The sequence below is a fragment of the Paenibacillus sp. BR1-192 genome (assembly GCF_029542445.1).
GTDB lineage: Bacteria > Bacillota > Bacilli > Paenibacillales > Paenibacillaceae > Paenibacillus_AQ > Paenibacillus_AQ lautus_A.
Genome location: NZ_CP120718.1, coordinates 1,545,095 through 1,564,590, shown reverse-complemented (window position 1 = coordinate 1,564,590; position 19,496 = coordinate 1,545,095). Strand labels below are relative to the sequence as shown.

The following is a 19,496-nucleotide window of genomic DNA, read 5'->3' as shown; positions in this document are numbered from 1 at the left end:
TCTTCCACCCTTGATTTATTTTTTATAAAAATCATCGAGGACCGCCTGAACGGCTGCGTCCGCTTCGCTTAACGCCTGATCGACGGTTGCATCGCCCAGGAAGGCTCGCTCCGCATGTTCGTTGAATTTGCCCACCCATTCTTCCCATACCGCGTTGTTGTCGAGCGTTTGGGCGAACTCCAGACTGTCCAGGAAGGCCTGGCGGTTAGTCGGCTGCTCTCCCGCCTTGAGGAACACTTCGGATTCCGCTACGGATTTTTTCACGGGCACGGCTTCGCCAAGCTCCGTCCACTGCTTCTGCACATCGTCTTCCGTAGCCCAGTATTTAATCCACTCCCAGGCAGCTTGCGCCTTCTCGTCGCTCGACTTCTGGTTAATCACCCATGAATTGGCGATGACCGGGGACACCCGCTTGCCGTCAGGTCCCTTCGGCAGCAGCGTCACGTCGTAATTCAGGCCGGCTTCATTCGCTGCCTGCACCCGGGCATAAATGCCGATCCGCATGGCGGCCGATCCGCTTGGGAACACGGCGGTATTGCTCTGGAAGCTCTTCAGGTCGACCGGATCCGTAATAATGCCGCGCTGCATGCCGTCGACCATCCATTCGAACGCCTGCTTGTTCTCCGGGGAATTGATGATCGAGTTCTCCGCCTTCTCGTCAAGGGCACCGCCGCCGTAGGATTTCATCACGGAGAACCAGCCCTCGGTAATGCTGAAGAAGGTAAGCCCGAACTGATTCACGCTGGCTGCGTCAAATCCGCTGTCCTCCGCTGTTTTTCCGCCGGCGTCCACCGTCAGCTTGGCTGCCGACGCTTTCAGGTCTTCCCAGGTCCATTCGTCCGTAGGATACGCTACGCCTGCTTTATCGAACAAATCCTTGTTGTAAAACAGCACGCCGACCTGAATGCCCTGCGGCACGCCCCAATAGCGTCCGTCCGCGTCCTTGTTGAAATCGAGGCCGTAGTACTCGTCGGCTTTCAGATCCTTGGCAATCCAATCGGTCAGATCCTTGGCGGCACCGCGCTGGGCATATTTCATGACGTAGACGCCGTCGGACAGCCATACGTCCGGCGCCTGGCCGGCCGCGATCTGCGTATCCAGCTTCTGATAGAACTGCCCGTAAGGGGCGCTCTGCGTCTTCACCGTAATGTTCGGATGCTTTTCCTCGAACTGCTCGATCAGCTCCTTCATCTTCGCATCGGAGCTGTCGCTCGAATAATATCCGAGCAGGATTTCTACCTTCTTATCTTCCTCGCCGCCTCCGGTGCCGGGAGATGCGGTGCCGGTCTTACCATCGCTGGCATTGCCGCATCCGCTTACAATGATGGATATCAGCAACAAGGCCGTTACCCAGCTGTAGAACCCTTTTCTCTTTTTCACTAATCGTCGCCCCCTATTAATGTTGAAATGGATTAATGAGATTGTAGTTGATTACGACCGTCAGCGCCCATGTACTTTCTTATCCCACTTGTGATTTCTTGCCGCGGCATCATGGTTTTTTATTTACAACTTGTGTTTTTTTGCTACAATGTTCCTTACATTCCCTACTTCAAAGCCAGGAAGGCGGAAGAGCGATGAACATCCAAGGCGTTTCCATCGGTAATCTGACCATTAACCAACGATTGTTCGTGCTGATCATCCTATTCATTGGCCTCCCTTTCTTTCTGCTCGGCAGCTTCTGGTACCAGTCGTCCACCGAAGCGATTGAACAGTTTGCCGCAGGCGCCAACAAGCGTATCATCGAGCAAACCAACGTCTCGCTGGATTCTTACATATCCAATCTGGAGAATTCCACCTATCCCTTTATCCATAACCCGCAGATCCAGCAATTTCTCTCGACCACGGAGCTCACTCCCTATGCCTATTTTCAGCTTGCCAAAAAAGTGGAGGACGACTTGTTCGCCCAGATGATCTACGGAAGATCGGATATCATCGGGATCTCGCTCGTCGCCGAGAACAAGCGGCAAATTACCGATTACGAAAGCGCGCCGGGACTGCTCGATATGAGCGAAATCCGCAAACGCAACCGCTCCTTTCAAGCGCAGCTGGACCAATACAACGATTTTCAGATCATCGGCCTCAGCCGGGTAGGAAACACGCCTTCCCTCACCGTCGCCCGGAAGCTCTATGACAATTCATCCTTTCTCTATAAAGGCTTATTGATCGTCGACCTCAATCTGAAGCAGATTGGCGCCATCTGCTCCAACGATTCGCTGGGCGGCTTTGACGTCTGGATTATGGGCGGCGACGGGCATATGATCTACCATCCGAATCCGAAACAGATCGGGGCCGAAGTCGAGCCCGGGCTGTTATCGCGTATTCAGAACCGGGACTCCTCCTTCTTCCGGCATCAAGACGCGGTATCGGGCACCGAGAAGATGGTCCTCCATGAACGATCGCAGATCACCGGCTGGACGGTTGTCGCCGATCTGCCGCTGAACAATCTCATCGGCGATTTAATCACCCAGCGGAACTACTCGCTTGCGGCCGCGTCGATGCTCTTGATCATCGCATTGGCGCTTGTTGGCGGTTTTTCCTTGTCCTTGACAAGGCCGCTCTCCATGCTGCAGAAGTTGATGGCCCGCGTCGAACGGGGCGATTTCGTTCTTCCCACCCATATGAACCGGTTCCGCAACAATGAAATGACGGCCGTGTTTCAAAGCTTCTACAGCATGACGGGAGAGCTGAAGCGGTTGATCCGGGAGGTGCAGGATTCCCAGCTGAAGGAGCGGGAGCTCATAATCAAGCAGAAGGAATCCGAGCTCCGCTCCATGCAGTCCCATATCAACCCGCACTTTTTGTACAATTCGCTGGAGATTATTAATTCATATGCCATCGCGGACGATCATATGGAAATCAGTCGCATGACGCGGGCGCTGGCCCATATGTTCCGCTACAATATCGGCCATGCCGGATCCGTTGTGCCGCTCCGGGAGGAAATGACGCATGTCCAGTATTATCTGGATCTTCAAAGCGCCCGCTTCCGCAAGCTGCGGATCGATATGGACGTGAACGAACGGGATCTGGATCGCGTGAACGCCGTCAGGCTGACGCTGCAGCCGATCGTGGAGAATGTGTTCATCCACGGATACAGGGGCAAGAAGCCTTCCTACCTCGGGATAAGCTCACGCGCGGAGGCGGGTTATTATGCGATCGTGATCCGGGACAAAGGGGTGGGCATGACGGCGCAAACGCTGCGGCAGATCAGGCGAATTCTGAATTCCGGCAAGAAGCCGGAAGCTGGCGTCCTGCGAAACGACGGGGACGAAACCACCAGCGGCATCGGCCTCTTGAACGTCCATCAAAGGCTCCAGCTTACCTTCGGGGACGAGTATGGACTGTACCTTGTGGAATCCGTGCCCTCGGAAGGCACGATATTTGAAATCAGACTGCCATATAGGACTAGCGAGGAGGGACATTATGTACCGGATCATGATGATTGATGACGAATACGCCATTCATTTGAGTTTGCGAAAGCTTGTCGAGAGGTCAGGGCTTCGGATTGAGGTTGCCGGCGAAGCCGAAGACGGGGTTGAAGCCTTAGAAATGCTGGAGAACAGCCGGCCGGACATCATCGTGACCGATATTTGCATGCCTGAAATGGATGGGCTGGAATTTATCCGCCGTGTCCGGGAATCCCATGCACAGATGCATTTCATTATCCTGTCGGGCCACGACAACTTCGAATTCGCGCGTCAGGCCATGCGTTATGGCGTATCGGATTTCCTGCTGAAGCCCATCGACCCGGCCCAGTTCCATGCAACGCTGGAACGTGCCTGCAGGGAGCTGGACGAGCGGAAAGCGCGATTCTCCCAGCAGACGAAATGGACGCTTGCGCAGCAGCGCCATAAAGCCAGGCTCGCCGAGCTGCTGTGGTCTGCCGAGGAGCGGGAGGCCTTGGAACAAACCCATGAGATCATGGCCCTTTTTGAGACGATGGGACCGAAAGAGGTCAGCCTGTCACGGTACGCCCATATGCTGATATCGGAACTGCTGTCTGCGCTTGAAGAACGCGGGTTGATGCTGAACATGGACACCGGCGAGGAGCAGTGGGCGCAGGATGATCCCCTTGCCTGCCGCCGCCAAACAGAGGATAAGGTCAAGGAAATGCTGGCATTGATTAAAGGCTCCAGAAATCTGGGATCCCGCCATAATATCCAAAAAGCCAAACGATTCATTGAAGAAAACTATGCGATGGAGGATTTGTCCTTGCAGGAGGTAGCCGATTCGGTGGGGATGTCGGTGACGTATTTAAGCCGTACCTTCAAAAACGAAACCAATATGAACTTCGTGAAATACCTGGTGCAGGTTCGCATGGAAAAAGCGAGGGAATTGCTTGCGGAGTCGAAGCTTTCCGCTCAGGAAGCAGCCTACCGCGTCGGCTTCTCGGACTATGTCCATTTCAGCAAGACGTTCAAAAAATTTCATGGCCTCACCCCTTCGGCGTACCGAAAGCAATGCAAGGCCATGGAAGGAGAATGAGACAGGCAGGAGTTTAATTAGCTTGTTCTCCTGTTCTCCCGTTCTTCCACTCCTTCGCTCTGGCAAGAAGCTGCTCCATGAACGCATTCTTCTCATCGGAGTATCGAAGCAGGGTCCAGGCTCCTTGCGAAACGATCCTTTGTTTGATCTCGCTGTATCGCTCGGCTTCCACGGCATGAGCCCGGAGGTAATCCCGAATTATGATGTTATGGTTCCAGATGTCGCCACGGTACGACACGATATGAACGTTATAGGCAAGCTCTCCTCTTTTGCGGAGGTAAATGCGGCCGATGATCCCGGATTCGCCCAAGTTCTCGTAACCCATAGCGGCCAGTTTGGGAAGGATTTCATCCGTATGCCGGGCGTTCTCCACGCCCACCAGTATATCGACGATGGGTTTGGCCGTCATGCCCGGTACGGACGTGCTTCCGAAATGTTCGATCGCAGCCGTATAAGGACCGATCTCCCCGATCAAGAGCCGATGTTCGTCGTTAAACCGATCCGCCCACTGCTTGTCATAGGGCTCCAAGTGGATGGCTTCGTCAATGGTCATGAAGGAACCTCCTTCGAATGGGTACGTACGTGCTGGTGAAGCCCTCAAGCCAAAAGTAGCGGGCCACGTATGACTCCATCATGCCCTATATGGTTTTAATCGACAAGAGCCAGTGTGCTATGGTTTATGGTCAAGCATGCCTTAATATCGACTTTCCACGACGGCAGGTGCTAGAACCTGCCGCGCATACCTTCCGGCCTCCGCCCGAAGTGTTTCATCGCTTACCCGTTCTACGTTATAGGTCACGAAGGCAGGCAGATAATGGGCCTTGCACCGCTTCAACGTGGCTTGAATCGGCCGCAGCAGCTCACTTGCGGTGTACCAATTGTCCCCGCCTGCCTGATACCCTTGCTCCAATCCTGCCGCCGTCGTGGCCAGCATGAATTCCTTGCCTTTCAGATTGTTGCCTTCCGGCCCGAACGCCCAACCGAAGGTCAGCACGTCATCCATCCATTTCTTCAGCAGAGGCGGGCAGCTGTACCAGTAAAACGGGAATTGGAACACCACCCGATCGTATTGAAGAAGGAGCTGCTGCTCGCGCTCGATATCGATAGTCCAATCCGGGTACTCCTTGTAAAGATCCCGGACATCTACATTTCCATTCGCATACAGCCCGTCGTGCTCCATCAGCATCCGATTCGCACGCGAGTTGTCTAAATTCGGATGAGCCACAATCACCATGGTTTTCATACTCAGGTCTCTCCTGTCTCATTTGATTTGTTTGACACCCCCATTATGTTTCGGATCGGTTTCGTTGAAAAGTACGCTCTTTTTCTGTACTTAGTCCGCTCTGGCGTACCTAATCATCCCATGCATAGTACGATAAAACGTACTAAGTACGAATAAGAATAGTACTGGGTTTAAACTGAATCCTGTGCTACATTACTATCATCCAAGAAACAAGATCGATCACACACTTCCAAGCGGGAGATGAGAATATGAGAACAAACGATCAACGGCCTAACACCGACGGCATCCTGACCACGCTGCAATTAATCGGAGGCAAGTGGAAACCGCTGATTCTGTTCATTCTGCTGCAGGACGGAACCAAACGGTTCGGGGAGCTTCGGCGTCTGCTTCCGGGCGTGACCCAAGGCATGCTGACAAATCAGCTCCGTGAACTGGAACAGGATGGGCTGGTCGTACGCAAGGTATATCAGGAGATCCCGCCCAAGGTGGAGTATTCCGTCTCGGAGCACGGGAAGAGCTTGGACAGCGTACTCACCGACATGTGCACCTGGGGATTTCAGCATCAGGAATATGTCAACAAGGTCAACGAACAGTCTGATGAGAGCCCAGGAAAAAATGCAGGCGGACTGTAACGAAAACAGCAAGCCGGAACAAGGGGCCGGGGATTGCTCAAAATATCGATCTCTTCGCATTCTTCAAGCCGTTCCTCTTGGGATCGGCTTCACCGGCTGCTCCTCTGCAGGCTGGTATTTCGTATAGTGCGTTTCATCATAAAACTCCGTTTTAACCCGCAAATACTCCCTTACCTTTTTTTCGTGTATCTAAAAAACATTTCAAACCGCTCTCTGCTTATCTTCACCTGTCACATGTCTGAATGAATAAGGGGCAAGCGGGTGGACCGCAGCTTGAAAATGAATCACGGAAAATTCACTTCCACGCATTGCTTTTTTGTGTCGATACGATATATATTTATATCGTATCGACATATCGTTGGAGGCGGTCTGTATGTATGAAATTTTTGTTCTGGGCGAATTAATGACCGGGGACAAACACGGTTACATGCTTCAAGAGATTCTTAAAAATGCAGGCGGGCCTTACCGCCAGATCAGTTCCGGAACGTTGTATCCCCTGCTCTCCCGGATGGTGGATCACGAGTGGATCCATCTCAGTCTGGACGGGTCCGGCGGAGGCAAACGCCCCCGAAAAATCTACGGGATTACCGATTCCGGCCGGCGGAAGTTTTTCGAGCTCATGGAGAAACCACTGGAATACAACATGGATACGGAGCAGATGTTCCATTTCAAAGTGGTCTATTTCCGGTATGTTCCGAAAAGGGTTCGACTCGACTGCCTGCAGCAGTATTTGATTTATCTGGAGACCAACCTGAAGCATGTGACGGATTTTGAAGCGGAGATCGCGTTCTATAAACCCGAACCTGAGAAACAGCGATTACAATTGCTGAGGGTGCTGGATCACCGAAAGCAGATGGGGAAAACGAATATCGAATGGATCAAGAAAGAAATAGCGGCTGTTAAGTCCGAAGAGGACTAGCGTTCAAGCGTTGTCGCATTTGATATCAAGGAGGGGATTACTGGATGGAACGTTTATGGACGAAGCCGTTTATTCAGATGACGGTCGGAATGCTGTTTCTGTTTACGGGCTTCTATCTGCTGCTGCCCACGCTTCCGCTGTATATCAAGCATCTGGGCGGCTCCGAGACCCAGGTGGGCTTGGCGGCCGGCGCGTTTACGCTGACGGCGGTGGTCTTTCGCCCGATGGTCGGGGGATTGGTGGACCGGTACGGCAGAAGAGCTTTTTACGTTTGGGGTCTTATCTTCTTTGTTCTTTCGATGTACCTCTACGATTGGGTCGGCAGCATTCTGCTTCTGCTTGCGCTGCGGATCCTGCACGGCGCGAGCTGGGCTTTCTCGACAACCTCCATCGGGACGGTCATCACGGATTTAATCCCGATCTCCCGCCGCGGGGAAGGCATGGGCTGGTACGGTATGGCGATGACGGTAGCGATGGCCATCGGCCCGATGCTGGGTACTTATATCGTGAGCGGGTATTCGTTTCGGACGTTGTTTCTGGTCGCTACCGGGCTCTCCCTGATTGCCTTCATACTGGCCTACATGACCAGAGCCCCTTACCAAGCCAAACCTTCGGCAGGGCGAATTCAGCTGGTCGAGAAATCCGTTCTGCCTGTCACGGCCGCGATCTTTTTCCTGGCGGTTGCCTACGGTGGAATTACGACCTTTCTCCCGCTGTTTGCCGAGTCCATCCGGGTCAATCCGGGAACCTTTTTCCTGGTGTACGCCGTCGCTCTTACCTTGATCAGGCCCTTTGCCGGGAAGCTGTCGGACCGTTTCGGCGAAGCGGCCGTCATCATTCCGTCCCTTGTCATAACGGCCGGTGCCCTGATCGTCTTAAGCCAATCGAGCGGATTGCCCGGACTGATTACCGCCGCCATTCTGTACGGCATCGGTTTCGGTTCAGCCCAGCCCGCCCTTCAAGCGGCCACCCTGCGCATTGCGCCCGAGAACCGAAGAGGCGCAGCCAACGCCTCGTTCATGACGGCGTTCGATCTCGGCATCGGACTTGGCGCTATCCTGTTGGGCCTGGTCTCCGAGCGCATCGGCTATGCCTATCTGTTTACGGTTACGGCAGTGTCTGTTGTCGTATCCTTGGTCATATTCGCGGTCTTTGTAAGAAGACTGCTTACGTCTGTCGCTGCAGAGAAGGAGTGAAGGCTCCCCGTTCTCAAGCAGACACGCCCGCAGACTTGGACCGCCGCGTCGTATTGGAGCGTTCTGTCGCAGTGGAGCACTCTGCCTGACCGAAGCCGTTCTGCCGGGTTGACCGGACTGCCGTCCCTCTAAACCCGCCAGCCTCGGAAATCCGAACTTCCGCCCCCTCCGGCTTGGTAACCTCCGAGTCCGCTTCCGAATAGGCTAACGTATCTGATGTTAGATTGGAGCGATGGTACGCATGGCGCAATATGTACCGCCGGTGAGCATCCATACTCTCACGCATACGGCACCCGGTCTCGTGATTCATTATCCGCAGGTATACGGCCGCATGAATCCTGGAGCAGAAGAAGCCATCAACCGGGCCATTATTCTTCAAATCCAGGATATGCAGCGTGAACAGCAGCAGGTTCAGACCGGCACCAACCCGCAAACGACGGGCACCTTTGAGATTAAAACGAACGAGCGCGGCATTCTTAGCCTTGTGCTGACCAACTACACCTACTCCGAGCATATGGCGCACGGGTATACGGTGACAAAAGGACTGACCTTCTCCACGGCCACCGGACAATCCTATGCCTTATCCGATCTGTTCCGGCCAGGCTCCGGCTATCAAGCCGTCTTGGCCGCCGAAGTGAACCGTCAGATCAAGGAACGCGGCATTCCCGTGCTGGAGAACGTTCCGGTTACCGTTTCGCCGAATCAAGACTTCTATCTTGCCGATAAGTCGCTGGTCATCTTCTATCCGCTGTATGCCATCACGCCATACTATGTCGGCTTTCCGATGTTCCCCATATCGGTATACGACCTCTTGGGCTTGGCGCCCGAGAACGGATTGTTATCGGATCTTGCTGCGGACGTGGCGTAGGAGCAGCAGCGCATTCAGGCGATATGCAGCAAAAAAAACAAACCCGACTCCCTGGCGCCTTACGCCAAAGCATCGGGTTTGTTAGTTATCATCGCATGAGTTTGCTACTACGGTTTACACCATGATTTTGCAAATATCGTTCGTGAATTCCACCGGATCGGCAATCGGCAGGCCTTCGATCAGCAGCGCCTGATTGTACAGCAGATTCGTGTAGAGCTTCAGCTTATCCTGATCCGCTTGCAGCGCCTTAAGGGACTGGAACACCTCATGGTTCGTGTTGATCTCCAGCACCTTGTCGGCTTGGATATCCTGCCCGTTCGGCATCGCCTTCAGGATTTTCTCCATCTCGATCGAGACTTCGCCTTCCGTGGACAGGCACACCGGATGGGATTTCAGTCGTTTGGAGGCTTTGACGGACTTCACTTTGCCGGCCAAGAGGCTGCCCATGGCTTCAAAGAGCTCCTTGTTGTCGCTCTCCTCGGCTTCATTCTCCTGTTTGTCGGCCTCGGAATCGATGCCGAGATCCCCGCTGGATACCGATTTGAATTCCTTCTCCTTGTATTTCATGAGCATCTTGATCGCAAACTCGTCGACATCGTCCGTAAAGTACAGGATTTCATAGCCTTTGTCCAGCACCATTTCGGTCTGCGGGAGCTTCTCGATCCGGTCGATGGAGTCGCCGGAAGCATAATAGATATACTTCTGATCCTCCGGCATTCTGGACACGTACTCATCCAGCGAAACCAGCTTCTTCTCCTTGGAGGACGTGAACAGCAGCAGGTCCTGAAGATCTTCCTTGTTCATGCCGTAATCGTTGTAAACGCCGAATTTCAGGCCTCGGCCGAAGGATGCGAAGAATTTCTCGTAATTCTCCCGCTCGTCCTTCATCATGCCCTGCAGCGCGCTTTTCACTTTGTTCTTGATGTTCTTCGCGATCAGCGTCAGCTGGCGGTCATGCTGCAGCATCTCCCGGGAAATGTTCAGCGACAGATCCTCCGAATCGACCATCCCTTTCACGAAGCTGAAATAGTCCGGCAGGAGGTCTCCGCATTTATCCATGATCAGAACGCCGTTGGAATAGAGCTCAAGCCCTTTTTCGTATTCCTTGGTGTAATAATCGAACGGCGTATTCTCGGGAATGAACAGAATCGCGTTATATACCACGGCACCATCCGCTTTGACGTGAATGTGTTTGAGCGGTTTATCGAAACCGTAACGCTTCTCGTTATAGAAGTTGACGTAATCTTCGTCCGTCAGCTCGCCTTTGTTCTTGCGCCAGATCGGCACCATGCTGTTGATGGTCTGCTCTTCCTGAACTTCCTCGAACTCGTTCTCGGCATCTGCCTTCGGACGCTGCGTTTTCACGTCCATTTTGATCGGATAACGGATAAAATCGGAGTACTTCTTAATGATCGCTCTTAGGCGGTATTCTTCCAAATACTCGTCATACTGATCGTCTTCCGTGTTCTCCTTGATCTTCAGCACGATCTCGGTTCCGACGGAATCCTTCTCGGCAGGCGTAATGGTATACCCGTCCGCGCCTTCGGATTCCCATTTATATGCCTCATCGCTGCCCAGGGCACGGCTCGTCACGGTAACGACGTCGGCCACCATGAAGGCGGAGTAGAAGCCCACGCCGAATTGGCCGATGATATTGTGTCCGTCCTTCGCTTCATTCTCGCTCTTGAATGCAAGGGAACCGCTCTTCGCGATGACGCCGAGGTTGTTCTCAAGGTCTTCCTTGGTCATCCCGATCCCCGTGTCGGCAATGGTCAGCGTGCGGTTGGCTTTATCCGCGGTAATCTTAACGTAGTAATCCTCTTTATTAAAGGTCAGGCTGTCGTCGGTCAGCGCTTTATAATAAATCTTGTCGATTGCGTCGCTGGCATTCGAAATCAGCTCGCGCAGGAATATCTCGCGCTGCGTATAGATGGAGTTGATCATCATCTCGAGCAGCCGTTTGGATTCAGCTTTAAACTGTTTTTTCGCCATGAAAAAATCTCCTTTCCAATCTGAACGAGGTTTCTTTTAGCACTCTTTACAATAGAGTGCTAACACTTCTTCTATTTAAACATGTACCAATTTTTGATGTCAATATGTTTGGAGACTTTCATGACTCAAACGCGGCAGCAACCTTCGATCGGCGATGCAGATGATTTCGGATGAATCTCTGGAGAACGGGCAGCAAGCGCCGAAAGGGCCGTCTAAAAAGGAATCCCCTTTTTAGACAGCCCTCCACATTCATGACTCGATGCTGCTATTTAATCTCTTGGATAAAACCGGACGAATCCACCATACGTAATACAAACCGCATAAGAGCAGCACGCCGGCGGTGGCCAGAAAGGGAAGCCGGTAATCCTGCCGGGCCAGGATCAGTCCCGCGACAAAGGTTGCCCCGGACGAACCTAAACTCCGGAATACCGACCGCATGCCGGCGTACAGGTTTCGTTCCTTCTCATTGAAAGCCGACATCAGCAGACTGTCCAGCAGATTGGACAGCATGGTCACGCCGCCGCCCCGCAACAGAAACAGCCCGACGAACAGCCATACGGGGAGAATCATGTACAGCGCGGCAAACAGCAAAATATTGACGATAAATACCGAGATAATGGCCGTGTTATAACCGAACCGCTCCATGACGTACGGCGTCATCAATGAGCATATAAACAGCAGGATCGCGCCGATGGCCAGAATCAGGGATACCTGGTCGTCCATCCAATCCAGGCGGAACTTCACGATGACGTTCAGGAAGGAGCCCGTCATGGCGATACAGCCGCCGAGCAGTGCGGTAAACACGGCGAACAGCCATAAGGTCCCGGACGATAGAGGTCCCATTAACCTGAACCATCCTCTTGAAGGCGAAGCTGCCGGCGCTGCCTCTTCCAAAGCCTTGTGCTCGGCAGGCAGCCAGAACGCCCGGATGACGCCGTGAAGCACAAGCACCAGCCCGGTCAGCAGAAGCGACACTTCATAGCCCCTGCTTCCTTCGAGCCCCTTCGAGATATATCCGGCCGCGAGCGTTCCGAGTCCCGTAAAAGCCGTAAAGACGGCAAACATCAGGGAGAATGCACGGGCTTCCTCTTTACGGGACCGGCAATAATGGAAGAGAAGCTGGATCTCCGTTGTCTCCACCAGCGTCAACCCGGCAGACACCATGACTTGAGCGGCATAGAACCACAGCAAATCATCGCTGACGGCAAACAGCACATTGCCTGCGGCGATAAAGAATACGCCGGTAACCAGCAGTTTTTTTCTTCCTGCCCGGTTGGCGAGCAGGGATACCGGAATGGCGAGCACGCCCATAATCAGAATGCCCATCGACACCAACGCGCCGATCTCGTCTTCCCTTAGCCCCCGGAAGAGCAGATGCAGATTCAGGACGAGTGTATAGAGGCCGATCCCGATGCCGTAGAAGGCCTCGCTTATCAGGAACCGGCGCACCCCCGTAGACAGCTGCAGCAGGTCTTTGATGTAAAAGGACATGTTATTCCCCTTCTCCAGAAAATCCGGTAACGATATGAGATGAACATCACCGGGTTACTCGTATAATCCCGCTTCCGAGCGCATCCGCCTGCTCAGCCGTACCGGATCGGTATCCTCGGCAGCGTAAGGCTTCAGCAGCATGCGGAACGAGAAAGGCTCCGGCTTGATCGAGTGCTCGGGTGCCTGTGCCGGACCGCAGCTGTTGCTGCCAAGCCCGTTCTGCCGGTAATCCAGATTCAGCGTAATGAAACGCTGCGGAACCAGATCGCTGGCATGCGCGGCAGACTCCACGTCCTGATCGGCGTAGCGGCTCGCACTGAAATTAAGGGAGGGCTCGCCTACGGCAAGAAGCCCCAGCCCCGCACCATCCGCCAGCGAGACCCAGCGGACATCCGAGCGGTTCCCGTTTTCCTGCGGATAGATATAGGGCGTAAACAATCCGTCCACGGTGCTGCGGTATTCCCCGAACCGTCCCGCTTCCAGGCTGTCCGGGTAGCTTTCCCCAGGTCCTCTGCCGTACCACCGGACATGTTCCATGTCGCCCGCGACTTGCATTTGCAATCCGATTTTGGGCAGCATGCCGGGCGGCGTGCCGATCGGCTCACCCTTCACGTCCATGATGATCAGGCCGCTGGAAGTGATCGTATAGGTCGTTTCGCAGCGGAAGCCCCAGTCGTATACCGGCGGAGCGATGCGGGAAACCCGCTTTACCTCAACGCATTCCCGGTCCAATCGCTTCCATTCGAAATGATCGACCCGCTCGGAGAGCCGGTCCAGATGGGCCTTGCGCCAATCCGGAAGCACGTACATGTCGTTATCGATCGGCGGACGCCAGAAATTCAGCGCCGGTCCGCCAAGTGCAATTCTTTTGCCATGCATGGACAAGGTTTCGAAGCCGGCATGAAGGGCGCTGAGGGACAGCTGAAAGCTTCCATTCCCGACGTGCAGGCCATGCTTCTCCTCGCTAATCTGCAAAGCTCCCCGCCGTAAGGCAGCCGTCGGCTCGAATTCGGGCTTTGACGATTCCCGCAGCAGAAGCTGGGACCATGCCACTTCATGCCCCCGTTCCGCCCAGCGGCAGTCCGCGGCCAGCGAGAGGGATACCTCCAGCCACAGCTCGGCATAAGGATTCACGCCTATTATCGCTTGCTCCAAGGCCTTCAGGAGGCTTAGCTCCGCGCTTGTGCCTGCTTCGATGCGGGGAAGCTGCAGGACTCCGCTATGGACAAGCTGTCCATCGGACAGCACCCGGTAATGGGCCTGCAGATGATCCAGCGAAATGAAATCATAGCGGTTCATGATATGAAGCACACCGTGTCTTCGCATCGACATGCGGACAGGCTCAATGACCTTTTTGTATTCCAGAAGTCCGGGTGAGGGAGTCCGGTCCGGACGAACCAAACCATCGATGACGAAATTGCTGTTGTTCGGTACATCGCCATAATCGCCGCCGTACGCATAATCCATGCTGCCGTCCGGCGTCCTTCTGCTCAGCCCGTGATCGATCCATTCCCAGACGAAACCGCCCGCCAGGCGGGGATGCGCTTCAAAGGCATCGAAGTAAGGACGCAGTCCGCCGGGCCCGTTGCCCATCGCGTGCGCGAATTCGCACAGAATATGCGGCTTGGGATGATCGGTCATTTTGCCGAAGCCCTCCATCTTCTCGACGGAGGAATACATGGTGCTCACCACGTCGCACACCTCGGCTTCGCGGTCCTCCTCGTAATGGATCAGCCTCGTCGGATCATGCTCCCGACACCACTCCGCCATCGCGCGGAAATTGCAGCCGAAGCCGGATTCGTTGCCGAGGGACCAGAACAGCACGGACGGATGGTTCTTATCCCGCTCCACCATCCGACGGACGCGGTCCACGTACGCTTCCTTCCAATCCGGATCGTCGCTCAGGCGGGAAATGTTGCCGAGCGGCTCAAAGCCGTGGGTCTCCAGATCCGTCTCTTCCATCACGTACAGCCCGTACACGTCGCACAGCTCGTAGAACCGGGGATCATTCGGGTAATGAGCGGTCCGTACGGCATTGATGTTGTGCTGTTTCATCAACCGGATGTCCTCCAACATCGTGGACAGGGTGACGGTTCGGCCCGTATCCGGATGATGGTCATGGCGATTGACGCCTTTCAGCAGGATTGCCTTGCCATTTACCAGTAGCTGTCCGTCCTTCACTTCGATGGAGCGGAAGCCGACGCGCTGCGCCACCGTCTCCAGCGTCTCCCCCTGATTATCCCGCAGGGTGATCACCAGGTGGTACAGCGCCGGTGACTCGGCACTCCATAAATCCGGGCCCGCCACCTCGATCTCAAAATTCTCCACGGAAGAGTGCCCGACGTCTTTGCCGGTTGACCCCGCTTCCGCTCCGGCGCCATTCAACAGCTGCAACTGGACGAAGCCGCGCTCCGTACCTTCCAGCTCCAATTGCACCTGCAGCTTCGCGTTCAGATACTCCGCATCCAGCTCGGTCGTTACGCGGAAGTCGTTGACGCGAAGAGCCGATGGCTCCGCGATCAGGTATACGTCCCGGAAAATGCCGCTCATCCACCACATGTCCTGGTCTTCCAGGTAGCTTCCATCGGACCATTGGTATACCCGGACGGACATCTTGTTAACGCCGGGCTTCACATAAGGGGTCAGATCGAACTCCGAAGTCAGCCGGCTCCCCTGGCTGTAGCCGATAAACGACCCGTTCAGCCACACATGGAACGCGCTGTCCACCCCGTCGAATTTGACGCAAATTTTTCTGCCGTCCCAATGCAGCGGAAGCTCGAACTCGCGGACATAGCTCCCGGTCGGATTCGCATTTGGCACATGCGGCGGGTCCACGGGGAACGGATAGTACAGGTCCGTGTAATGCGGATGCCCGTAGCCCTGCAGCTGCCAGTGTCCCGGAACCGGGAGGTCATCCCAGGCCGCTACATCGTAATCCTCCTCATAAAATGCTTCCGGAGCGCTCTCCGGCTCCTCGGCATAGTGGAATTTCCACACCCCGTTCAGCGATTGGTACCAGGCCGAGTTACCTCTGTCATAACTGAGCGCTCCGTCCGCATCCGCGAACGGAATGAAATAGGCCCGGCTTTTTGCCCGATTTCGTTCCAGCACGCTCAGGTCATCCCAGTCGCGGCCGATACGATGGTCTTTCATCATGTCTCTCCATCCTTTCCCAAGCGGTCTAAGCTTCTAGAGGTCGTTAAAATAACCCCACAAAGTGGAGCCTATGCTACGATGCTTATTCCAAATACTTTGCGGGGACCCCAAAAACTTATAAATTCTATAATGTTAAGAAAAACGTCTATCGACGTACTTTCATAGAAGACAGACCGCATTTAGAGGTAGTTTTTCTTGCGATTATAGAATTGTTCAGCGCAGCAAGAAAACTTATAAATTCTATAATCTTCAACAAGCCATCTTTCCATGACTTTTTGAACACGTACTTTCTATGTTCTGATGCTGTTTCAAGCTCCATATCCATTGTGGATGCCTCTTATCGTCGGCATCGTTTACCCCTTGATCCCCGTTGTGGCGATGCCGCCAACGATATAACGCTGCGCGAAGAAAAAGACGGCCAGCGGCGGAATCGAGATCAGGCAGGTGATGGCCATAATGGATTGCATGTCGACGCCGTGCATGCCCTTGAATTGGGATAACCCCAGCGTCAGCGTATATTTCGTCTGGTCGTTCAGGAAGATGAGCGGGCCCAGGTAATCGTTCCAGCAGCTCATCATATGGAACACGGCCACCAGGATGAGCGAGGGACCCATCAGCGGCACGATGATCCGCAGCAGAACCGTCATTTTGCCCGCCCCGTCAATGGTTGCCGCTTCATCCAGCTCCTTCGGCAAGGTCATGATGAACTGGCGCAGCAGAAAAATGAAATAAGCGGAGCCGAACCAGGACGGAACGATGAGCGGTTTGAGCGTATTGATCCAGCCCAGGTAGTTGAACTCCATATACTGCGGGATCATGGTCACTTCCCACGGAATCATCATGGTGGCAAGCACGATCAGGAACAGCGCGTCCCGCCCCTTGAATTGAAACCGGGCAAACCCGTAAGCTACCAGCGTGCACGAGACGAGCTGCCCGAGCGTCGACAGCAGCGTCACGATCAGCGTATTTTTCAAAAACAGGTTAAACGGCTGAATGCTCCAGGCCTCCGCGAAATTGCTGAACCTCCACACGGAAGGAAACCATTTCGGAGGAAACAGATACAGCTCCTGCTGCGACTTCAGCGCCGTCGTGACGGCCCAGAAGAGCGGAGCAATGAACAGCAGCGAGCACAGAATGAGCAGTGCGTACGTGATCACCTTTTTCATACGGAACCTCCCTCCCTGCTGGCTTGAACCCCTTGCTTGGCACGCTTTGGCTTCGCCTTCTCCTTCTCCTTCTTTGTCTTCATCTCGCCCTCATAGAACACCCAGGCCTCCGAAGACTTGAACACGAGGAACGTCAGCGTCAGCACGATCAGGAACATGAACCAGGCGTTGGCTGCGGAATACCCCATCTTGAAATATTTGAACGCATTCTCGTACATGTACATCGCATAGAAAAACGTCGACTTCAGCGGGCCTCCGCCCGTGAGCAGAAGCGCCAGCGTCAGCTGCTGGAACGCGGCGATGATGGACGTAATCAGGTTGAACAGCAGCGTGGGCGTGATCATCGGAATGGTCACATTGAAGAACTGCCGAATCTTGCCCGCCCCGTCCATCGAGGCCGACTCATACAGGTCCTTCGGAATTCCCTTGAGACCCGCCAGAAAAATAAGCATCATCGAGCCCTGTCCCCATAGGCTTGCAATGACCATGGCGACCAGGGACCACTTCGTATCGTTCAGCCAGTCCGGCCCTTCGATGCCGACCAGCGATAAGAAATAGTTCAGGATTCCGTAATCCCCGCTGTATACCCAGGACCAGATCATGGCGAGGGCGACGCCGGAAATGACCGACGGCAGGTAGAAGGCGGTGCGGAAGAACGCGCTCCCTTTTACCTTCTGATTCAGCAGCATGGCAAGCCCCAAAGCCACGATGATGTTCAACGGCACGAACAAAGCCGCGAATTTCAGCGTAACCAGCAGCGATTTCCAGAACAGCGGATCGTTCGAGAACATCTCCACATAGTTGTCGATGCCGACAAAGGTCACTTGGCCTACGATCGGCCAATCAAAAAACGAAATGACGAGGGAGAACAGCAGCGGGCCAAGCGTGAAAACCAGGAATCCGAATATCCATGGAAAAATGAAGAGGTAGGGCACGGCCCCACCCCAACGTTTTGGTCCAAGTCGCTTCGGGGCCGCTGTCTGCTGTTGTGGGTAAGGCACTTGCGTTTGGGCCATTTTCGCGAACCTTCTTTCTTCGATTATTTCAAATAGCGTTCGCTATCCTTCACCGCCTGGTTCAGAACCTCCTGCGCATCGCTGCCGAACATGACGGATTCCACGGCTGCCGACAGCTGGCGGTTTACTTCGTTCCATTTTGGATTCAGCAGAAAGGCCGGCGTATTGTCCGAGCGCTCCAGCATCGTGTAATACGGCTTGTAGAGCGGGTCCTGGTCCTTCTTCAGCTCGTTGACCACGCTGACCCGGACCGGCAGGTCGGCCACGCGCATTTTGATCGCTTCATCCGATACGTAGAACTTGATGAACTCCCACGCCAGATCCTTGTTCTTGGAATCCTTCGCTATGGATAATGCGGATTCGGCCAATACTCCCTTCACTGGCTTGCCCTCGAAGGCCGGCATTTCCACCGTGCCCACATCGATTCCGGCTTCCCTGAAGGATTCCAGCGGCCAGATGCCGCTCTCCCACATGGCAATCTTGCCGGCTTTGAAAATATCCTCCCCGCTCTGCTGCCCTTTGCCTCCGGTCAGGACCGCCGAGCCGTTCTTGAGCATATCGCCCAGCATCTGAATGGCTTCCGCCGTTTCCTTGCTGTTCATGTAGCCTTCGATCGTTTTGCCGTCCTCCGAGATGAAGGATCCGCCGTTGCTCCATACGAACCCTTGAAGGTCATACGTATCGTTCTCGGCCCGCACGCCGAAGCCGTACTGCTTCTTCGATTTATCCGTCAGCTTCTGGGCGATTTCCTGGAATTCCGCCCATGTCCATCCATCGCTCGGGTAAGCAATGCCCGCATCGTCGAACATCTTCTTGTTGTAGTACACCACCCGGGTCGTAAAGCCCGCCGGGATTCCGTACAGCTGATCGTCGATCTTGCCGTAGTTGAACAATCCTTGGTAAAAATCATCGATGTTCAAATCCTCGTCCTTGGACGCGTAACCGTCCAGCGGCTCCAAGGACTGGTGATACGTCGGAAAATCCCACATGTACATCACGTCCGGCGGATTGGCTGCGCCGAATCCGGCGGCCAGCTTCTGATCGAATCCGTCGGCATAGGCCTCGACCTGCACCTTCGTGCCGGGATGCGACTCTTCGAACTTCTTGGCGATCTCCTGCTCGATCTTCAGCGCATCTCCCGTATCCCATGTCGCGAAACGAAGCGTGGTTGCCGCCTCCGACGAGCTGCCGTCCGGCTGCTTCGCGCTGCCGGTCCCGCCGCTGCCGCCGCATGCGGCCAGCAGCGATGCCATTAACGTCATAACCGAAACCATTGCGATCCATGACATTTTCTTTTTCATATTGTCAGCTCCCCTAAAGTATTGAGTTGATATG

General features: G+C 54.4%; 16 protein-coding genes. 6 read left to right on the top strand and 10 right to left on the bottom strand.

Annotation, left to right across the window (positions count from 1 at the left end):
* Positions 1-15: 15 nt before the first annotated feature.
* The gene (locus P0X86_RS06640; protein ID WP_277748165.1) at positions 16-1,380 is read right to left on the bottom strand and encodes an ABC transporter substrate-binding protein; all 1,365 of its coding nucleotides are present in this window, start codon (positions 1,378-1,380) and stop codon (positions 16-18) included.
* 194 nt (positions 1,381-1,574) lie between these two features.
* Between P0X86_RS06640 and P0X86_RS06635 the strand changes: the two genes are divergently transcribed.
* On the top strand, positions 1,575-3,443 hold the full coding sequence (locus tag P0X86_RS06635; protein ID WP_277748164.1) for a sensor histidine kinase: 1,869 nt from the start codon (positions 1,575-1,577) through the stop codon (positions 3,441-3,443).
* Positions 3,421-4,482, top strand: a complete 1,062-nt coding sequence (locus P0X86_RS06630) for a response regulator transcription factor (RefSeq protein WP_277748163.1) — start codon at positions 3,421-3,423, stop codon at positions 4,480-4,482. Before P0X86_RS06635 ends, P0X86_RS06630 begins: the two co-directional genes overlap by 23 nt.
* A gap of 13 nt (positions 4,483-4,495) precedes the next feature.
* On the opposite strand, the gene P0X86_RS06625 is transcribed toward P0X86_RS06630, so the two are convergent.
* Both P0X86_RS06625 and P0X86_RS06620 read right to left on the bottom strand, forming a co-directional pair.
* Positions 4,496-5,035, bottom strand: coding sequence for a GrpB family protein (locus tag P0X86_RS06625; protein WP_277748162.1), 540 nt, complete (start codon positions 5,033-5,035; stop codon positions 4,496-4,498).
* Between the two features lie 141 nt (positions 5,036-5,176).
* Complete coding sequence (locus P0X86_RS06620; RefSeq protein WP_096775159.1) at positions 5,177-5,725, bottom strand: NAD(P)H-dependent oxidoreductase; 549 nt, start codon at positions 5,723-5,725, stop codon at positions 5,177-5,179.
* A 248-nt stretch (positions 5,726-5,973) separates the two neighbouring features.
* On the opposite strand from P0X86_RS06620, the gene P0X86_RS06615 reads away from it, so the two are divergent.
* The 3 genes from P0X86_RS06615 (at position 5,974) to P0X86_RS06605 (ending at position 8,472) form a co-directional block, all read left to right on the top strand.
* Positions 5,974-6,357: a winged helix-turn-helix transcriptional regulator gene (locus P0X86_RS06615; protein WP_012819326.1), complete on the top strand. Its 384-nt coding sequence runs from the start codon at positions 5,974-5,976 to the stop codon at positions 6,355-6,357.
* 373 nt (positions 6,358-6,730) lie between these two features.
* On the top strand, positions 6,731-7,276 hold the full coding sequence (locus tag P0X86_RS06610) for a PadR family transcriptional regulator (protein WP_096775158.1): 546 nt from the start codon (positions 6,731-6,733) through the stop codon (positions 7,274-7,276).
* Positions 7,277-7,320: 44 nt separating this feature from the next.
* A complete protein-coding gene (locus P0X86_RS06605) occupies positions 7,321-8,472 on the top strand; it encodes an MFS transporter (RefSeq protein WP_145038865.1) in 1,152 nt (383 codons plus the stop codon).
* A gap of 13 nt (positions 8,473-8,485) precedes the next feature.
* Here the strand turns inward: P0X86_RS06605 and P0X86_RS06600 are convergent, their stop codons facing one another.
* Complete coding sequence (locus P0X86_RS06600) at positions 8,486-8,722, bottom strand: hypothetical protein (protein WP_192569520.1); 237 nt, start codon at positions 8,720-8,722, stop codon at positions 8,486-8,488.
* On the opposite strand from P0X86_RS06600, the gene P0X86_RS06595 reads away from it, so the two are divergent.
* Entirely contained in the window at positions 8,714-9,340 is a 627-nt protein-coding gene (locus tag P0X86_RS06595; protein ID WP_192569521.1) for a DUF3298 and DUF4163 domain-containing protein, read from the top strand. The genes P0X86_RS06600 and P0X86_RS06595 overlap by 9 nt on opposite strands.
* Positions 9,341-9,454: 114 nt before the next feature.
* Here the strand turns inward: P0X86_RS06595 and htpG are convergent, their stop codons facing one another.
* The 6 genes from htpG to P0X86_RS06565 all read right to left on the bottom strand — a co-directional run bounded on the left by htpG (position 9,455) and on the right by P0X86_RS06565 (position 19,462).
* Complete coding sequence (gene htpG / locus P0X86_RS06590; protein WP_145038869.1) at positions 9,455-11,332, bottom strand: molecular chaperone HtpG; 1,878 nt, start codon at positions 11,330-11,332, stop codon at positions 9,455-9,457.
* A gap of 249 nt (positions 11,333-11,581) precedes the next feature.
* Complete coding sequence (locus P0X86_RS06585) at positions 11,582-12,823, bottom strand: MFS transporter (protein ID WP_277748161.1); 1,242 nt, start codon at positions 12,821-12,823, stop codon at positions 11,582-11,584.
* A 54-nt stretch (positions 12,824-12,877) separates the two neighbouring features.
* Positions 12,878-15,976: a glycoside hydrolase family 2 TIM barrel-domain containing protein gene (locus P0X86_RS06580; protein ID WP_481858291.1), complete on the bottom strand. Its 3,099-nt coding sequence runs from the start codon at positions 15,974-15,976 to the stop codon at positions 12,878-12,880.
* Between the two features lie 356 nt (positions 15,977-16,332).
* Positions 16,333-17,145, bottom strand: coding sequence for a carbohydrate ABC transporter permease (locus tag P0X86_RS06575; protein WP_012819319.1), 813 nt, complete (start codon positions 17,143-17,145; stop codon positions 16,333-16,335).
* On the bottom strand, positions 17,142-18,161 hold the full coding sequence (locus P0X86_RS06570; RefSeq protein ID WP_096775152.1) for a carbohydrate ABC transporter permease: 1,020 nt from the start codon (positions 18,159-18,161) through the stop codon (positions 17,142-17,144). The genes P0X86_RS06575 and P0X86_RS06570 overlap by 4 nt, the downstream gene beginning before the upstream one ends.
* A 23-nt stretch (positions 18,162-18,184) precedes the next feature.
* Complete coding sequence (locus P0X86_RS06565) at positions 18,185-19,462, bottom strand: ABC transporter substrate-binding protein (RefSeq protein ID WP_277748159.1); 1,278 nt, start codon at positions 19,460-19,462, stop codon at positions 18,185-18,187.
* Positions 19,463-19,496 lie beyond the last annotated feature (34 nt).

Bases quoted from the DNA above. Each gene is read 5' to 3' on its own strand.
- P0X86_RS06635 (WP_277748164.1), top strand. From the start codon at position 1,575: ATGAACATCCAAGGCGTTTCCATCGGTAATCTGACCATTAACCAACGA.
- P0X86_RS06630 (WP_277748163.1), top strand. From the start codon at position 3,421: ATGTACCGGATCATGATGATTGATGACGAATACGCCATTCATTTGAGT.
- P0X86_RS06625 (WP_277748162.1), bottom strand. From the start codon at position 5,035: ATGACCATTGACGAAGCCATCCACTTGGAGCCCTATGACAAGCAGTGG.
- P0X86_RS06620 (WP_096775159.1), bottom strand. From the start codon at position 5,725: ATGAAAACCATGGTGATTGTGGCTCATCCGAATTTAGACAACTCGCGT.
- P0X86_RS06615 (WP_012819326.1), top strand. From the start codon at position 5,974: ATGAGAACAAACGATCAACGGCCTAACACCGACGGCATCCTGACCACG.
- P0X86_RS06610 (WP_096775158.1), top strand. From the start codon at position 6,731: ATGTATGAAATTTTTGTTCTGGGCGAATTAATGACCGGGGACAAACAC.
- P0X86_RS06605 (WP_145038865.1), top strand. From the start codon at position 7,321: ATGGAACGTTTATGGACGAAGCCGTTTATTCAGATGACGGTCGGAATG.
- P0X86_RS06595 (WP_192569521.1), top strand. From the start codon at position 8,714: ATGGCGCAATATGTACCGCCGGTGAGCATCCATACTCTCACGCATACG.
- htpG (WP_145038869.1), bottom strand. From the start codon at position 11,332: ATGGCGAAAAAACAGTTTAAAGCTGAATCCAAACGGCTGCTCGAGATG.
- P0X86_RS06585 (WP_277748161.1), bottom strand. From the start codon at position 12,823: ATGTCCTTTTACATCAAAGACCTGCTGCAGCTGTCTACGGGGGTGCGC.
- P0X86_RS06580 (WP_481858291.1), bottom strand. From the start codon at position 15,976: ATGAAAGACCATCGTATCGGCCGCGACTGGGATGACCTGAGCGTGCTG.
- P0X86_RS06575 (WP_012819319.1), bottom strand. From the start codon at position 17,145: ATGAAAAAGGTGATCACGTACGCACTGCTCATTCTGTGCTCGCTGCTG.
- P0X86_RS06570 (WP_096775152.1), bottom strand. From the start codon at position 18,161: ATGGCCCAAACGCAAGTGCCTTACCCACAACAGCAGACAGCGGCCCCG.
- P0X86_RS06565 (WP_277748159.1), bottom strand. From the start codon at position 19,462: ATGAAAAAGAAAATGTCATGGATCGCAATGGTTTCGGTTATGACGTTA.